The sequence below is a fragment of the Rhodospirillales bacterium genome, assembly GCA_023898805.1.
Lineage (GTDB): Bacteria > Pseudomonadota > Alphaproteobacteria > Micavibrionales > UBA1664 > UBA6145.
This window is the reverse complement of sequence record CP060260.1, coordinates 1,427,713-1,442,660: the sequence shown is the minus strand read 5'-3', so window position 1 is coordinate 1,442,660 and position 14,948 is coordinate 1,427,713. Positions and strand designations below refer to the sequence as shown.

Sequence of the window (14,948 nt, the reverse complement as noted above, 5' to 3'; positions counted from 1 at the left end):
CCGAATAAGGCGCGATCACACGTTTTACGCTTCGGGCTGTGATTCCGGAGTGACCGGCCCCGCGTCCGATCCGCCACGCGGCACCGAGCTGGTGGGTGTGGCTGCGATCGCGGCGTCGTTGTCGCTGTCATCCTTGCGGACGATTTTTTCACCACGCAAAATCGCCTTGATCTCCTCGCCCGAAAGCAATTCATATTCCAAAAGCGCCTGCGCCACCTTGTGCAATTCGTCGATATGGGTGGTCAGGACATCCTTGGCACGGTCGTATCCGGCCTGAACGAGGCGTTTTATTTCCGAGTCGATCACATTCGCCGTTTCTTCGGAAATATTCTTGGACTGGGTCACAGAATGACCCAGAAACACTTCCTCCTGATTGGCGCCGTAATGGACCAGACCCAGCTTCCCGGACATACCCCATTCGGTCACCATGCGCCGCGCCATGTCGGTCGCCATGCGGATGTCGCCGCTGGCACCGGTGGTCACCTTGTCGTCGCCGAAGATGACTTCCTCGGCCACGCGGCCGCCCATCGCGACCGCGAGGTCGGCATGCAGCTTGTCGCGCTTGAGGCTGAGCCGGTCGCCGTCGGGCAGGCGCATCACCATGCCCAGCGCGCGGCCGCGCGGCACGATCGTGGCCTTGTGGATCGGGTCGGATTGCGGTTCGTGCAAGGCGACCACGGCATGTCCTGCCTCGTGATAGGCGGTGAGTTTCTTTTCGTCCTCGGACATCGCCATGGAGCGGCGTTCGGCGCCCATCATCACTTTGTCCTTGGCGTCCTCGAATTCCGTCTGGGTGACGACGCGCTTGTTGCGCCGGGCGGCAAGCAAGGCCGCCTCGTTCACCAGATTGGCCAGATCCGCGCCCGAAAAACCGGGCGTGCCGCGGGCGATAACGCCCAGATCGACGTCGCGCGCCACCGGCACGTTGCGGATATGGACCTTTAAAATCTTTTCACGGCCCTTGACGTCCGGATTCGGAATCACGACCTGACGGTCGAAACGACCGGGACGCAGCAGCGCCGGGTCGAGCACGTCGGGCCGGTTGGTGGCGGCGATGATGATCACGCCCTCCGTCCCCTCGAACCCGTCCATCTCGACCAGCAACTGGTTTAATGTCTGTTCGCGTTCGTCGTTGCCGCCGCCAAGGCCGGCGCCACGATGACGGCCGACCGCGTCGATTTCGTCGATGAAGATAATGCAGGGCGCATTTTTCTTGCCCTGTTCGAACATGTCGCGCACGCGGCTTGCGCCCACACCGACGAACATTTCCACAAAGTCGGAGCCGGAGATGGAGAAGAACGGCACCCCGGCCTCGCCCGCGACGGCGCGGGCAATCAGGGTTTTACCGGTGCCCGGCGGGCCGACCAGCAGCGCGCCTTTCGGGATCTTGCCGCCCAGACGCTGGAATTTCTTGGGGTCCTTGAGAAACTCGACGATTTCGGAAAGTTCTTCCTTCGCTTCCTCGATGCCCGCCACGTCCTCGAAGGTGACGCGCTTGGTTTCCTCGTTCAGCATCCGGGCGCGGGACTTGCCAAAGCCCATCACGCCACCGCCGCCGCGGCCTTGCATCTGACGCATGAAAAACACCCAGACGCCGATCAAAAGCAGCATCGGGAACCACGACAAAAGCAGGGAAAGCGGCGAAACCTGATCCGGGTCCGGTTTTTGCGCGGTGATCTTGACGCTGGTGCCCGACAGGCGTTCGACCACGTTTTCGTTTTCCGGGACCATGGTCGTAAACTGGGTGCCGTCCTTGAGCTGGCCCTTGACGTCCTGGCCCTTGATCACGACCTGCTCGACATCGCCCTTGCGCGCGTCGTTCATGAAGTCGCTATAGGCCAGCGCCTGGATGGCGCCCTTGCCGGTCAGGTCATGATTCTGGACGAAGCCGGAATAGATAAAACCCAGCACCAGAATGACGCCAAGCCATGCCATCAGATTGCGGCCAAAATTATTGTTCACGGGAACGACCCCTTCAGGGTTTGGGTGGGTATATGCTGATCATAAACCGTTTGCCGCCAAAGGCAAGGTTTTCGCGGCCTGTGCCGGTATTTCAGCGGCCACGGAAAGCGTACCCGCATGCGGATCGACGCGCAGCACGCATCCGCCCAACGTGCGCGCGGTGGCGGCAGGCGATTCGAGCAATTCGCGCGCCAGATCCTCCAGCCGGTCGAGGCGCGCACCATAACCTGCCGCGCCCGCCTGTTCATCAACCGCGCGGCGCAGCACGCGCAGCGCGAGTTCAAACGGTTCCGTCCGCAGCGCGTTCAGGTCGAAGACCCATGCCGCGTCATCGTGCGCCACGCTCGCGCGCGTGGCCAGCCGGTCGGAAAGCAGGCGCAGTGTATCGGCGGCGCGTTCGATACGACGCAGGGTGGCGTCAAGGCGCGTATCGTTCAACCCCTCGCCCCGTAGCGCCATGCGCAGACGGTTGCGGGCGTATTTGTCGTTCGCATTGGTCGGGTCCTCGATCCATGCAAGGCCGTGTTCGCGGCAATAGGCCACCAGATCGGCATGGGTATGGCTGGCCAGCAACGGGCGCCAAAGCGTCATTTCATCGCGCTGTGTGCGTTCGCGCATCGCGGCCAGACCGTCGATGCCGCTGCCGCGCGCGAGGCGCAGCAAGAAGGTTTCCGTCTGGTCGTCGCGGTGATGCGCCAGCGCCAGCGTGCGGATGCCGTGGGCGCGCGCATATTCCGCCATCAGCGCATAGCGCGCCGCGCGCGCGGATTCCATGCGCCGCGTAGATGGTTTCGCCCCCTCCCAGCGCAGGGTCGCATGGGCGACGCCCGGCCAGTTCGCGACCCAGTTTGCGACAAGGTCAGCGACCTGCCGCGCCTCGTCCCCGCTTTCGGGGCGCAGGGCGTGATCGACGGTCAGCAGGTGCAGATTGCCGTGCGTGCGCGCAAGCATATGCGCCAGCGCCAGGGAATCGGCCCCGCCGGAGAGCGCAACCGCCAATGGCGCTGCGGCAATATCGGATGGAATATCGAGCTTCACAAGCCTAGTAAACGACAGGCGGCCGCCAGGGCGCAAGCCTCAACCCGCAGGGGCGGCGGCGGGGGCGGCCGTGCAGTTCATGCGGGTGCTTTCCTCCTGCCCGCGGCGCAGAACCGAGGCCGGGCCGCCGGGAAAGCGTTTGGAAAGTTCGCCCAAGGTCAGGCAGGCATCGCTGCGCTTGTTCATCTTATCCAGTGTGATCGACAGTTTAAGCAGGGCATCGGGCGCCTTTTGCCCTTGCGGATGTTCTTGAAACGCTTTGGCAAAGGTTTTCGCGGCCTGCGAATACTGGGTCTGCGCGAAATAGGATTCACCCAGCCAGTATTGCGCGTTCGCGGCCAGCGGATGGGTCGGATAGGTTTTCAGGAAATCGGAAAACGCACGTTGCGCGTCCTGATAATCGCTTTGCTGAAGGTAGGAAAAGGCCTGATCGTAGGCCTTAGCCGGTGAAGCGGGCGTGCCCTGTGGTGTGCCGGAAGTGGTCGCGCCACCGTTGCCGCCCGCCTGTTGTTCGCGGATCTGGCCGAGTTGCGGCGTGGACGCGGGCCGGTAGGCCCCGTTCGGATCGACCAGCGAACCGGACGTACCCGGCTGGGGAGCAGATTGGGGCGTCGCTTGCGGCGCGGTCGGCGCGGGTTGCGGCGGCAGATCCGATGCAGCGCCAGAGGCAGGAGCGGCGGGAGGATTGCCGGCGGAGACAGCCGCGCGTTCCAGCGCCTGCAAACGTTGGTCAGTCGCCGCGACGTATTTATCGTATTCTGCGCGCAACTGACGGAATTGGAAGTCGCGCTGTTCGATCTGGTTGGTCAGGTCGCGCACCTGTTGTTCGAGCGCATCCATGCGCGTCATGTCCATTGCCGCGCCTGACATCAGGGCCGGCGTTGCGCCTTGCGCGGTTACCTGCGGCGCAACCTGCGATGCCATGGGTTGCAATGGTGCGGCCTGAACCGGCAAGGGATTGGGCATGGCGCTTCCGCCAGACATGGCGCCGGGACCGTCATATTGCATACCCTGCGCGCTGGCCGGGCTTGAGAGAGCAAACCCTGCCGCGAAGGGCAGGGTTGCACACAGAATAAGGGAAGCGAATACGCGCATCAGCCAATCACTCGACGCGGGTCACAGCGCGGCGGTTCTGAGCCCAGGACTGGGGATCGGAACCGGTCACTTCCGGGCGCTCCTTGCCGTAGGAGATCGTCTTGATGCGCGAGGGGCTGACACCCAGCGACACGAGGTAGTCACGCACCGCGTTGGCGCGGCGGTCGCCAAGGGCAAGGTTGTATTCACGCGTACCGCGTTCGTCGGTATTGCCTTCGATCATGACGGTTACGTTCGGATACTGGTTAAGCCACTGGGACTGGAGTTGAAGCTGTTGCAGCGCCTCGGGCGTCAGGTCGTAACGGTCGTAGCCGAAATAAACGCGGTCGCCGACATTGACCGTCAGGTCCTCCTGGGACCCCGGAAGGGTGTTGCCCTGAACGCCGGCCATGCCCGCGCCTTGATCGCCAAGCATGCCTTCGCCCTGGCCCTGCACCTGGCCTTGTCCTTCCACGACCGAGTCGGCATAAGGCTGTTCCTGTTTGCCTTTTGCGCACGCAGCCAGCGCCAGCGTGGATAAGGCCAGCAGGGTAAGCAGTTTGTAACGGGTCGGGGTACGCATCGGCGCAATCTCCAATAAGTTCAAGACGGTTGTTGTTCGGTTCGGCACCAAGATGAACCAGTGACCACCGGCAATCAAGGGGGTTTCATCATTTATACGGATGAATATTGGGGATGGATTATGTCTGGATTATGGCCGGATTCGCGGGTCAATGAACGATGCCGCGCAGTTGCTGAAGCAGCAGGGCCGCGTCGCGCCGGTCGGCAGGGTTTGGCACCCGGTCGATATAGCGTTCAAGCGCGGCGATGGCCCCGGCCGGACGCTCAAGACGCGAAAGCAGCACGCCCGCGTCAAGATCGAGGCGGTATTCATCGGGTGCGATTCGCTTCATCAGTTCGACCGTGGCCAGCGCGGACTGGTAATCCTCGGCCTCTATCTGGCGCAATTTGATGTTGTTCTCAAGCCGGATCAAGGTGTCGCGGCGCGAGGCCGGTTCGTAATAACTTGCGGAAAGCTCGGCCTGCGGCCCCAGCGCGCTTTTAAGAATCTCACGCAGTTCATGCGCGCCCAAGACGATGCAGCCCTGAAACGGGTCAAGAATCGCGCGGCGACCATCTTTTTCCAGTCTTATGACATAGTGCGCAGGAAAGCTCAGCCCCTCAATCGCCCATCCCAGATCGTCGCCGACGGTAATGCACAACAAAGAGAGCGCGACCGGCAACCCAAGACGCCGATCGACAACGCGAATCAAATCGGCGTTTTGCAAATCGTTATAGCGATAATCGTCGCCGATATACCCATGGCGACGGGTCATGCATTCACCCAACGCCCAGATACGGGCGTCGATATCGTCGTCGTGACGGACCAGAAATTCCTGATGCAATGCTTGCGTATCGTCCGCCAAACGTTTGCGATGATTGCGGTATTTATCGACACTTAAACCGGGGTGGTTGTGCGAGGATAAGGCTAGGGCGGCTTCAAAAAGGTCTATCGCGGAATCATCCTGCGTGCCCACAAAATCCAGATATTCAATGGCTTCTTCGGCGGTATTGAACCCCCGCTTCATGGCCTAGAACCCGCTATCCACGATCGGCGCCGGACGTCCCGGCGCAGCCACCCCCGCGCGCGGCGGGTTGGGTACACTGGTCATCGGGACGTTGGCATTCGGATAAGCGCTGTCAAGCGGCACGGGACCAGCCGTGCCATAGCTGGTCGTGTTCGTAGAGTACACCATACCGCCATTGGCGACGGGCGCGGCGGCAAGCGGCGCAGCAGTGACGGGAGCCGATTGAATGGGGGCGGATTGGGCGGGCAACATACCGACCGCGTTGGGACCGCCATTGGCGATGACCTGATTCATGGGCTGGCCCGCCAGTTTGACGTAAGACACCACTTGCCTGACATAGGGGAGAGAGCGCGCATAGCCCAGAACCCGATCCAGTTCCGCCTGATTTTGTGCGACCCCCATGATGTAGACCACACCTTGCACCGTATCGAAAGAATAATTGATGCCCTGAACATTCTTGTCGAACAGGACCGTGGTACGCAGGCGGCTGGTGATCCAGGCGTCACGCGCCCAACCGGATATGCCGTCGGAGTTCGCCACCTTGATTTCGTTGATGACCTGACGTACCCCCGGGGCCTGCCATGCCAGGCGGACCGCATCGACCCTGTATTCCGGTTTCTGGACCACGCCGGTCAGCAGCACGCGGCCCTGATCGACAGTCAGCCCGACTTTGGTGAACATGTTGAAATTGTACTGAAACCACAGGTTGTGAATGGTCGCGGAGATGCGCGTATCATCGAGAGAAGCCTTAATCCCGCCCTCGTGCGCGGCGGACACGCCTGCGGCGGACCCAACGGCGACACCCGCCGAAAGCGGCGTACAGCCGGACAAGGCCACCAGGGCAAAAAAGACCAGAAACGGAGAAAACCATGCACGATACATGCAGCACCCTTTATCAGAACGCGTTGGGAATATGCCGAATCAGAGCGTAAGGCGCGATCGCCATCACGTCAAAGCGGCACGCACAATTATCCGCAAGCACGGCATGGGCGTTCAGCCACCACGCCGCGGCGCGACGCACCCGCGCGGCGTTGGCGGGCGTGACCGCCGCCAGCGCGTCGGCCAGCTCGGGGCGGCGCTTGACCTCGACAAAGGCGATCACACCCCGGCGCCGGGCGATAATATCGATTTCACCCACCGGGGTCCTGAAACGGCGCGCCAGAATGCGCCAACCGCACAGGCGCAAGGCCAGCGCCGCAAGCGTTTCTGCGAACAGGCCCGCGCGATGGGTTTCAATCGTCCCCATTCTTCAACCTGAGGGCACGGTCGTAGACCTGTTTTTTCGGAGCGCCTGTCGCGGTCGCGACATGCGCCGCCGCATCGCGAATCGAGAGCGTTTCCATGGCGCGGCGCAGGGCCGTGTCGATATCCTCCAGCCCCGCGCGCGATTCGACCGGCGGGCCGACCAGCAACACGATTTCGCCCTTCATTGTCCCCAAAAGGCATTCGTCGGCCGCACCGGCAGCCAGCGTGAAGCGGCGCGATTCCTCGTACATCTTGGTCAATTCGCGGGCGGTCGCGGCGGGACGGTCGCCCAGAACCGCGTGCGCGTCGCACACGCAATCGTGCAGGCGCTGGGGCGATTCGTAGAATACCAGCGTTGCCGGAACGGATGCGAGTTCGGCAAAAACCGTCCGCCGCGCGGCCGATTTATGCGGCAGAAACCCGGCGAACAAAAACCGGTCGCAAGGCAGTCCCGCAAGCTGCAGGGCGGGCAAAAGCGCGTTCGCCCCCGGCACTGGCACCACGGAAAGCCCGCGCGCCAGCGCCAGATGCACCAGTTTATAACCGGGGTCGGAAAGCAGCGGCGTACCCGCGTCGGAGACCAATGCGAGGGACGCACCGTCCTCCTCAATCCATTTCAGGAGGGCATCGCGCTCGGATTCCGTGCTGTGATCGTTGTAAACAACCAGTTTCGCCGTAATGCCCAGCGATTGCAGCAGGCGGCCGGTGACGCGCGAATCCTCGCACACCACCGCGGTGCAGCCAGCCAGCACGTCGCACGCGCGCAAGGTGATGTCGCGCAGATTGCCGATCGGGGTCGAAACCAGATACAAGCCCGACGCTTGCGCGGGCGGCCCATCCGTGGAATCAATATGACGCTTCATCGAATTACTATAGAAGGTGTTGATCGCAATGCGGACTCTCTTTTTTGCGCTTCTGGCGCTGGTCGTGCTGGCGGGGTGCGAAACCGGGATGGACCACCGTGCGCCGGTCATCGGCACCGCCGATGGACGCCCGCAAAGCGAGCAGGCGCAAACTAGCAGCCCCTTTCCGTCTTCCGAATCGATGATCAACGGCGCCAATACCGTCATGGGCGGCGCGCAGCCGCCGCTGGTGCAACAGGGCGGCGCGGTGGTCGCGGGCAATTTTGCCGAGCCTGTGCGGGTCGCGATTCTGGTGCCGCAAAGCGGCTCGAACGCCGCGATGGGTCAAGCGCTTTTACAGGCGGCGCAGCTTGCGGTGTTCGATCTGAACGAGCCGAATTTCCAACTGATCCCGAAAGACACGATGGGCACGCCCGAAGGCGCGCGCATGGCGGTCGACCAAGCGGCGCGCGACGGCGCGCGGCTGATTCTGGGCCCACTGTTTTCGCAAGAAGTCACCGCCGCCAAGGACGCGGCGCGCGCATACGGCCTGACGGTCATCGGGTTTTCGACCGATTGGCGCACGGCGGGCGGAAACGTTTATTCGATGGGCGTGCTGCCCTTTGAACAGGCGCAGCGCATCGCCCGGTACGCCGCGCAACAGGGGCTAAAGCGCGTGGGCGTCATCGCGCCACGCGACATGTACGGCGATGCCGTGCTGAGCGTGTTCCAGACCGAGGCCGCGCGCGCGGGCATCACCGTTGTCAAGACGGTACGCATCGCCGCCGACGGCAGCGATGCGCCGCAGGGCGTGCAGCAACTGACCGGCGGACAGGCAATGATCTCCGGGCGTCTGCCATACGACGCGATCTTCATGCCGGTGGGCGCGCCCGTCGTCTTGACGCTGGCTTCCGCGTTGCGGCAATACGGGCTGGGGGCAAACGCGGTTCGCTATCTGGGCACCGGGCTGTGGGACGACCCGGCGGTCACGCGGGATCCGACAATGAACGGCGCGATTTATGCCGCGCCCTCGCCCCAATTGCGCGCGACATTCGAGCGTAACTACCAGCATATCTACGGCCAAACTCCGCCGCGTCTGGCCAGCATCGGGTATGACGCTGCGGCGCTGGCCGTCGTGCTGGCGCGTAACGCCGCGCAAAGCGGGCAACGCGTAAGCTACGACCAGGCGGCACTGACCAATCCGAACGGGTTTTCGGGCGTTGACGGGATTTTCCGCTTCGGACCCAACGGGCTGGCCGATCGCGGCATGGCCGTTTTGCAAATCAACAACGGCACAGTACGCGTCGTCGAGCCGGCGCCGAACACGTTTCAGTAAATAGCTGTTTATTCGACGGGATAGCTGCGCCCGCCGCGCGTGCCCGCCGACGAACGGTTGGCCTTGAGAATGTTCAGCCCGTTCATGCGGCCGTCGCGTTCCCAGGCCTGAACCTGCGGCTGATTTTGAAAGCAGCTGTCATATTCGTAATTTCCGGGACGATAGCCTTTTTTGACACAGGCGGCCTCGGCCGCGCTCATGTCGTAGCGGCCAGATCCATAGCCGCCAGTGTCCGGGGATTGGGCGGCACAGGCCGAAAGCAGGGCCAGCGCAAACATCGAAAAAGTCATTCGTCCGATTCGCATGACCGCAGTCTAACCTTGACCGTGCGAAACGCCACCCCTTAAAGAATGCATATCATGCCGTGGATCGTGGCCGCCCTGTACCAATTCAAGCGCGTGGAGGATGCTCCCGCGATGGCCGCGCATCTGCGTGAAATCTGTACGCAAAACGCGATCTGCGGCACGCTGATCATAGCCGGGGAAGGCATCAACGGCACCATCGCCGCGGCCGAGCAATACCAGATGGACGCCGCCATGGCGGCGATCACCGCGCAATTCGATGCGCCGGAGCTGAAATATTCGCGCGCACATGAAAAACCCTTCGCGCGCATGAAAATCAAGGTCAAGCCGGAGATCGTCACAATGCGCCGCGCGGGCGTGGACCCGACCCGGCGCGTCGGCACCTATGTCGCGGCGAAGGACTGGAACGCCCTGATCGACGATCCTGAGGTCCTGGTCATCGATACGCGCAACAGCTTTGAATTCGCGGCAGGCACGTTCGCCCGTGCGATCGACCCCGGCACGGTCAGCTTTCACGAATTTCCGGATTTCGTCGATACGCGCCTGAATCCCGCTCGGGATAAAAAAATCGCGATGTTCTGCACCGGCGGGATCCGCTGCGAGAAGGCGACGAGCTATCTTCTCGATCACGGGTTCGAAAACGTCTATCACCTTAAAGGCGGAATCCTGAAATATCTGGAAACCGTGCCAGAAGCGGAAAGCCTGTGGCGCGGCGGGTGCTTTGTATTCGATGGCCGCGTAAGTCTTGGACACGGCCTTGCGGAACAGCCGGCAAAGGAAAAAGGCGGCGCTTGAACACGCCGCCTTTTTTGTAAAAAGGAATTTCAGGGCTTATTCCGCGTCACCACTTTTGGCGCCCGCGCCTTTTTTGGCTTCCCATTCCTTACGCTTTTCCTCGAACTTGCTGCGCATGGTTTCGCGGTAGGCCTTCATCTCATCCTTGCTGACCTGCCCGTCCTTGTTGGCGTCCATTTCGTCGAAACGTTTTTCCTGAACGGCCATGAATTCAGCCTTGGAGAGCATGCCATCGCCATTGGTGTCGGCATTGAGCATTTTTTCCATGCCCCCATGCGGACCGCCCTGCGGGCCACCAGGACCGCCATGAGGTCCACCCATGTAACCCGGCGGCGGCGTCTGCGCGTCCTGCGCCAAAGCGGGGACAGCCAGCATTGAAAGCGCCAGCGTGGAAAGAAGAATTTTGCGGATCGTCATGCCAATCTCACTTTCTTAAATGTTTCGCCGCGTTCACATTGAAAGCGCGGTCGGTACGTTAGATAGGATGACCCGGAAATGTGCCCACGTTAAGGCTGGAATTGGGCTTTTTTCGACCCCGGCGAACGGACTGGCGAATAGACCTTAAAAAAGGCTGGAAATTGGCCCGCAAAGGGCTTAACTAAACGGCGAAAAGCCAAGGAAATCCAGCAAGGAAGCCCATGTCCAGACCCGCCGCCGCACAACAAAAAGCCATGCCCCCCGCGACAGACCATGCCTTGAGCGAGGCGTTGGCCCGCAAAATCGCCGACCGCACCGCCACCGTCGCGGTCATCGGACTGGGTTATGTCGGCTTGCCGCTGATCCTCGGGTTCGCGGATGCCGGGTTCCCGGTGCTGGGCCTCGACGTCGATGCAGAAAAAATCAAGAAACTGCGCGCGGGCGAATCCTACATCAAGCACATCACGTCCGATTCCGTCGCCGCCGCGATGGCAAAAGGCAAATTCAGAACCGAATCCGACCTTTCCCACGTCGCGGACGCCGATGCAGTCATCATCTGCCTGCCGACGCCGCTGACCAAGCACCGGGACCCAGATCTTTCCTACATCGTGCATACGTCCGAAGTCATCGCACCACACCTTAAGCGCGGACAGCTGATCATTCTGGAGTCCACCACATGGCCGGGCACGACGCGCGAGGTAATGATTCCGCTCCTCGAAAAGGGGTCGGGCCTGATGTCACGGCAGGATTTCTTTGCGGCCTTCAGCCCCGAACGCGAAGATCCGGGCAACCCCAATTTCAACACCCATACCATTCCCAAGGTCGTGGGCGGTGATGGCGAGGACGCGACACAACTGGCCGACGCGCTGTATCGCGGGTTCATCCACAAAACCGTCGTCGTCTCCAGCCCGGACACCGCCGAGGCCGTGAAGCTGACCGAAAACATCTTCCGGTCGATCAACATCGCTTTGGTCAACGAGCTCAAAGTCGTCTACGACGCGATGGGCATCGACGTGTGGGAGGTCATCGGCGGCGCCGCGACCAAGCCGTTCGGCTTCATGCCGTTCTACCCGGGCCCCGGCCTTGGCGGGCACTGCATTCCCATCGATCCCTTCTATCTGACGTGGAAGGCGCGGGAATACGAACTGAACACCAAGTTCATCGAACTCGCGGGCGAGATCATCGCAGGGATGCCAAAATATGTCGTTTCAAAACTGGCGTCCGGATTGAGCACGCGATTCCAGAAATCCCTTTCAGGTGCGAAGATTTTGCTTTTGGGTATGGCGTACAAGAAAAACGTCGACGACATGCGCGAAACGCCCGCGCTTAAAATCATCGACCTGCTGGAAGCCGCAGGCGCACAGGTCAGCTATCACGACGACTGGATCCCGGTCATTCCGCATACGCGCGAGCATCCGGAATATACCGGGCGGGCGTCGGTGCCTTTGAGCCCGGAAACGCTCAAGGCTGCGGATGCGGTGGTGATCGTAACCGAACACGACGCCGTCGATTACGGCATGGTATCGAAACACGCGAAACTGGTCGTCGACACACGCAACGCGATGGCAAAACAGCCGCGCGACAACGTTATCAAGGCTTAAGGCTATGAGCACAACACGAGCAAAAAACATCGCGGTCATTGGGTGTGGGTATTGGGGCCAGAACCTGGTCCGCAGCGCGGCCGAACTTGGCGTTCTGGCGGCAGTGTCGGATTCCGACGCCGCGCGGGCAGAAAAATTCGGCGCACAATATGCCGTTCCCGCCCTGTCTTACGACGCCGTACTGGCCGACCCGTCGATCGCGGGGGTGATGTTGGCGACACCCGCGCCTATGCATGCCGAAATGGCGCTGCGGGCGATCCAATCCGGCAAGCATTGCTTCGTCGAAAAACCCATCGCGATGAGCGTCACGGACGCGGAAGCGATGGTCGCGGCGGCCGACAAGGCCGGACGCATCCTGATGGTCGGGCACGTGCTGCAATACCATCCGGCATTCATCGCGCTGACGGAGATGATCGCGGCGGGTCGGCTGGGCCGGGTCAGGCGGATTTATTCCAATCGCCTGAATTTCGGGAAGGTGCGCACGGAAGAAAACGTGCTGTGGTCCTTCGCGCCGCATGATTTTTCGATGGTGCTGGCGCTGGCCGGGCGCGAACCGACCCATATTCAGGCCGTGTATTCCAGCAACATCGCGGATAGCGCGCTTGCCAGCACAGCCATCGTGCACATGGATTTCGGCGACGGGCTGGACGGCCATATCCATGTGTCGTGGCTTAATCCCTTCAAGGAACAGAAGCTGAGCGTGATCGGCGACAAGGCCATGGCGGTGTTCGACGACACGCGAGGCTGGAACGAAAAGCTCACGGTCTATCCCAATAGCGTGTCCTTCGATGCGAACGGGCAGCCGGTCCTGAACAAGGGCGAGGCCGAATTCGTCGCGCTGGCCGAAAGCCAGCCACTCAAGGACGAGGTCGCACATTTCGCCGATTGCATCGCCAGCGGCGCCGCGCCGCGCACGGACGGGCGGGAAGGCTTGCGCGTTCTCAAGGCCATGCGCGCGTGCGATCACGCGGCGGGCCAAAAGATGGCGGCGGCGGCATGAGCAACGTATTTGTCCATGAAAGCGCCTATGTCGACGACGGGGCCACGATCGGCGCGGGCAGCAAGATCTGGCATTTCGCGCATATCCTGCCCGATACCGTGATCGGTGCGGGCTGTGTCGTCGGGCAAAACGCGATGGTGGGGCCGGACGTGCGCGTCGGCGACGGGTGCAAGATCCAGAACAATGTCAGCCTATATAAGGGCGTGACGCTGGAGGAGGACGTGTTCTGCGGCCCGTCCTGCGTGTTCACCAACGTCCTCAACCCCCGCGCGAACGTCCAGCGCAAGGATGAATTCAGGCCCACGCTGGTCAGGCGCGGCGCCACGATCGGCGCCAACGCGACCATCGTGTGCGGCCATACGCTTGGCGCATACTGCATGATCGGCGCGGGCGCGGTGGTGACGTGCGATGTGCCCGACCACGCGCTGATGGTCGGGGTTCCGGCGCGGCGGCGGGGCTGGGTTTCGCATGCGGGCGAGATTTTGGGTCCGGATTTGGTTTGCCCACGCGAGGGAAGACGCTATGTTGAGGAGAACGGAGTCCTGAAAGAAGCGTCCTGAAAGAAAGAGATACCTACCATGGCCGATTCCAGCATCCTGCCCATTGAATTCGTCGACCTGAAAAAGCAACGTGCCCGCATCGGGGCGCAAATCGATTCCGCGATCCAGCGCGTCCTGACGCACGGCCAGTTTATTCTCGGGCCCGAGGTCCGGCAGTTCGAGGACGGACTGAAAAGTTTTTGCGGCGCCAAGCACGCAGTCGCCTGTTCCAACGGGACGGATGCGATCGGGCTTTCTTTGATGGCGCTCAAGGTCCGGCCGGGCGATGTAGTCATCGTGCCCGCCTTCACTTTCGCTGCGACGGCCGAGGTCGTGGCGTGGATGGGTGCGACGCCGATTTTCGCAGACTCGCTGCCTGATACGTTCAACATCGACCCGGCCAGCATCGAGGCCGCGACAAAAACCGCCAAGGATTCCGGTTTGCGGCCCGTGGGCGTCATCGCGGTCGACCTGTTCGGCCTACCCGCCGATTACGATCGAATCGAAAAAATCTGCGATGCCAACGGCATGTGGTTGATTTGCGATTCCGCGCAAGGTTTCGGCGGCACGTATAAAGGTCGCACCACGGGCAGCATCGGCAAAATCACGACCACCAGCTTTTTCCCGGCCAAGCCGCTGGGCTGTTACGGGGATGGCGGGGCGATATTCACCGACGACGACGAAATCGCCGCGACGCTGCAATCGCTGCGCTTCCACGGCAAGGGCGCGGACAAATACGACAATGTGCGCATCGGCATGAACGCGCGACTCGACACGCTTCAGGCCGCGATCCTGATCGAAAAACTGGCGATCTATAAGGACGAGATCGACCGCCGCAATCTGGTGGCCGACGCCTATACGCGCCAATTGTCGGATGTCGTGCAAACGCCGCGCGTCCCGGCGCAGCTTCGCTCGGTTTGGGCGCAATACACCCTTACGCTCGCGCCCGGAACAGACCGTGCCGCGCTCGCCGCTGCGCTGAAGGACAAGGGCATCCCCAGCGCCGTCTATTACCCAAAGCCGTTGCATCGCCAGACCGCCTATTCAAAATACCCGGTCGCGGGCAACGGAATTCCCGTATGCGAGGATCTGGCGGGCCGGGTCATCAGCCTGCCGATGCACCCGTATCTGAGCGACGCGCAGATCGATTTCATCTGTACGTCGGTGCGCGAGGCGCTGAAAAATCCGGCACAGGCGGCGGCCTGACA

General features: G+C 61.9%; 16 protein-coding genes. 6 read left to right on the top strand and 10 right to left on the bottom strand.

Annotation, left to right across the window (positions count from 1 at the left end):
- Positions 1-24: 24 nt before the first annotated feature.
- The 8 genes from H6866_07085 to rsmI form a co-directional block, all read right to left on the bottom strand.
- Entirely contained in the window at positions 25-1,935 is a 1,911-nt protein-coding gene (locus tag H6866_07085) for an ATP-dependent metallopeptidase FtsH/Yme1/Tma family protein (protein ID USO08621.1), read from the bottom strand.
- Positions 1,936-2,001: 66 nt separating this feature from the next.
- Positions 2,002-3,000 (bottom strand): tRNA lysidine(34) synthetase TilS, encoded by a 999-nt coding sequence (tilS, locus tag H6866_07080; GenBank protein ID USO07186.1) that lies wholly within the window; start codon positions 2,998-3,000, stop codon positions 2,002-2,004.
- Between the two features lie 39 nt (positions 3,001-3,039).
- Entirely contained in the window at positions 3,040-4,095 is a 1,056-nt protein-coding gene (ybgF, locus tag H6866_07075) for a tol-pal system protein YbgF (GenBank protein USO07185.1), read from the bottom strand.
- A gap of 7 nt (positions 4,096-4,102) precedes the next feature.
- Complete coding sequence (gene pal / locus H6866_07070; GenBank protein USO07184.1) at positions 4,103-4,657, bottom strand: peptidoglycan-associated lipoprotein Pal; 555 nt, start codon at positions 4,655-4,657, stop codon at positions 4,103-4,105.
- A gap of 148 nt (positions 4,658-4,805) precedes the next feature.
- Entirely contained in the window at positions 4,806-5,663 is an 858-nt protein-coding gene (locus tag H6866_07065) for a tetratricopeptide repeat protein (protein ID USO07183.1), read from the bottom strand.
- Positions 5,664-5,666: 3 nt separating this feature from the next.
- Positions 5,667-6,545, bottom strand: coding sequence for a BON domain-containing protein (locus H6866_07060; GenBank protein USO07182.1), 879 nt, complete (start codon positions 6,543-6,545; stop codon positions 5,667-5,669).
- 13 nt (positions 6,546-6,558) lie between these two features.
- The gene (locus H6866_07055; GenBank protein ID USO07181.1) at positions 6,559-6,909 is read right to left on the bottom strand and encodes a YraN family protein; all 351 of its coding nucleotides are present in this window, start codon (positions 6,907-6,909) and stop codon (positions 6,559-6,561) included.
- Positions 6,896-7,771, bottom strand: coding sequence for a 16S rRNA (cytidine(1402)-2'-O)-methyltransferase (gene rsmI, locus H6866_07050; protein USO07180.1), 876 nt, complete (start codon positions 7,769-7,771; stop codon positions 6,896-6,898). The genes H6866_07055 and rsmI overlap by 14 nt, the downstream gene beginning before the upstream one ends.
- Positions 7,772-7,799: 28 nt before the next feature.
- Between rsmI and H6866_07045 the strand changes: the two genes are divergently transcribed.
- Positions 7,800-9,086 carry a penicillin-binding protein activator gene (locus tag H6866_07045; protein USO07179.1) on the top strand — a complete coding sequence of 429 codons (1,287 nt, stop codon included), beginning with the start codon at positions 7,800-7,802 and terminating at the stop codon, positions 9,084-9,086.
- A gap of 8 nt (positions 9,087-9,094) precedes the next feature.
- Here the strand turns inward: H6866_07045 and H6866_07040 are convergent, their stop codons facing one another.
- Positions 9,095-9,391, bottom strand: a complete 297-nt coding sequence (locus H6866_07040) for a hypothetical protein (GenBank protein USO07178.1) — start codon at positions 9,389-9,391, stop codon at positions 9,095-9,097.
- A 54-nt stretch (positions 9,392-9,445) separates the two neighbouring features.
- On the opposite strand from H6866_07040, the gene H6866_07035 reads away from it, so the two are divergent.
- Positions 9,446-10,183: a rhodanese-related sulfurtransferase gene (locus H6866_07035; protein USO07177.1), complete on the top strand. Its 738-nt coding sequence runs from the start codon at positions 9,446-9,448 to the stop codon at positions 10,181-10,183.
- Between the two features lie 36 nt (positions 10,184-10,219).
- On the opposite strand, the gene H6866_07030 is transcribed toward H6866_07035, so the two are convergent.
- Positions 10,220-10,600 carry an EF-hand domain-containing protein gene (locus tag H6866_07030; GenBank protein ID USO07176.1) on the bottom strand — a complete coding sequence of 127 codons (381 nt, stop codon included), beginning with the start codon at positions 10,598-10,600 and terminating at the stop codon, positions 10,220-10,222.
- A 254-nt stretch (positions 10,601-10,854) separates the two neighbouring features.
- Between H6866_07030 and H6866_07025 the strand changes: the two genes are divergently transcribed.
- The 4 genes from H6866_07025 to H6866_07010 are packed head-to-tail and all read left to right on the top strand — an operon-like array spanning position 10,855 to position 14,946.
- The gene (locus H6866_07025) at positions 10,855-12,201 is read left to right on the top strand and encodes a nucleotide sugar dehydrogenase (GenBank protein ID USO08620.1); all 1,347 of its coding nucleotides are present in this window, start codon (positions 10,855-10,857) and stop codon (positions 12,199-12,201) included.
- Between the two features lie 4 nt (positions 12,202-12,205).
- Positions 12,206-13,201, top strand: coding sequence for a Gfo/Idh/MocA family oxidoreductase (locus H6866_07020; protein ID USO07175.1), 996 nt, complete (start codon positions 12,206-12,208; stop codon positions 13,199-13,201).
- Positions 13,198-13,761 (top strand): N-acetyltransferase, encoded by a 564-nt coding sequence (locus H6866_07015; GenBank protein USO07174.1) that lies wholly within the window; start codon positions 13,198-13,200, stop codon positions 13,759-13,761. The genes H6866_07020 and H6866_07015 overlap by 4 nt, the downstream gene beginning before the upstream one ends.
- Positions 13,762-13,779: 18 nt before the next feature.
- Positions 13,780-14,946 carry a DegT/DnrJ/EryC1/StrS family aminotransferase gene (locus tag H6866_07010; GenBank protein USO07173.1) on the top strand — a complete coding sequence of 389 codons (1,167 nt, stop codon included), beginning with the start codon at positions 13,780-13,782 and terminating at the stop codon, positions 14,944-14,946.
- Positions 14,947-14,948 lie beyond the last annotated feature (2 nt).

Excerpts from the sequence above, each read along its gene's own strand:
- H6866_07085 (USO08621.1), bottom strand. The coding sequence starts at position 1,935 with ATGGCATGGCTTGGCGTCATTCTGGTGCTGGGTTTTATCTATTCCGGC.
- ybgF (USO07185.1), bottom strand. The coding sequence starts at position 4,095 with ATGCGCGTATTCGCTTCCCTTATTCTGTGTGCAACCCTGCCCTTCGCG.
- pal (USO07184.1), bottom strand. The coding sequence starts at position 4,657 with ATGCGTACCCCGACCCGTTACAAACTGCTTACCCTGCTGGCCTTATCC.
- H6866_07065 (USO07183.1), bottom strand. The coding sequence starts at position 5,663 with ATGAAGCGGGGGTTCAATACCGCCGAAGAAGCCATTGAATATCTGGAT.
- H6866_07060 (USO07182.1), bottom strand. The coding sequence starts at position 6,545 with ATGTATCGTGCATGGTTTTCTCCGTTTCTGGTCTTTTTTGCCCTGGTG.
- H6866_07055 (USO07181.1), bottom strand. The coding sequence starts at position 6,909 with ATGGGGACGATTGAAACCCATCGCGCGGGCCTGTTCGCAGAAACGCTT.
- rsmI (USO07180.1), bottom strand. The coding sequence starts at position 7,771 with ATGAAGCGTCATATTGATTCCACGGATGGGCCGCCCGCGCAAGCGTCG.
- H6866_07045 (USO07179.1), top strand. The coding sequence starts at position 7,800 with ATGCGGACTCTCTTTTTTGCGCTTCTGGCGCTGGTCGTGCTGGCGGGG.
- H6866_07040 (USO07178.1), bottom strand. The coding sequence starts at position 9,391 with ATGCGAATCGGACGAATGACTTTTTCGATGTTTGCGCTGGCCCTGCTT.
- H6866_07035 (USO07177.1), top strand. The coding sequence starts at position 9,446 with ATGCCGTGGATCGTGGCCGCCCTGTACCAATTCAAGCGCGTGGAGGAT.
- H6866_07030 (USO07176.1), bottom strand. The coding sequence starts at position 10,600 with ATGACGATCCGCAAAATTCTTCTTTCCACGCTGGCGCTTTCAATGCTG.
- H6866_07025 (USO08620.1), top strand. The coding sequence starts at position 10,855 with ATGCCCCCCGCGACAGACCATGCCTTGAGCGAGGCGTTGGCCCGCAAA.
- H6866_07020 (USO07175.1), top strand. The coding sequence starts at position 12,206 with ATGAGCACAACACGAGCAAAAAACATCGCGGTCATTGGGTGTGGGTAT.
- H6866_07015 (USO07174.1), top strand. The coding sequence starts at position 13,198 with ATGAGCAACGTATTTGTCCATGAAAGCGCCTATGTCGACGACGGGGCC.
- H6866_07010 (USO07173.1), top strand. The coding sequence starts at position 13,780 with ATGGCCGATTCCAGCATCCTGCCCATTGAATTCGTCGACCTGAAAAAG.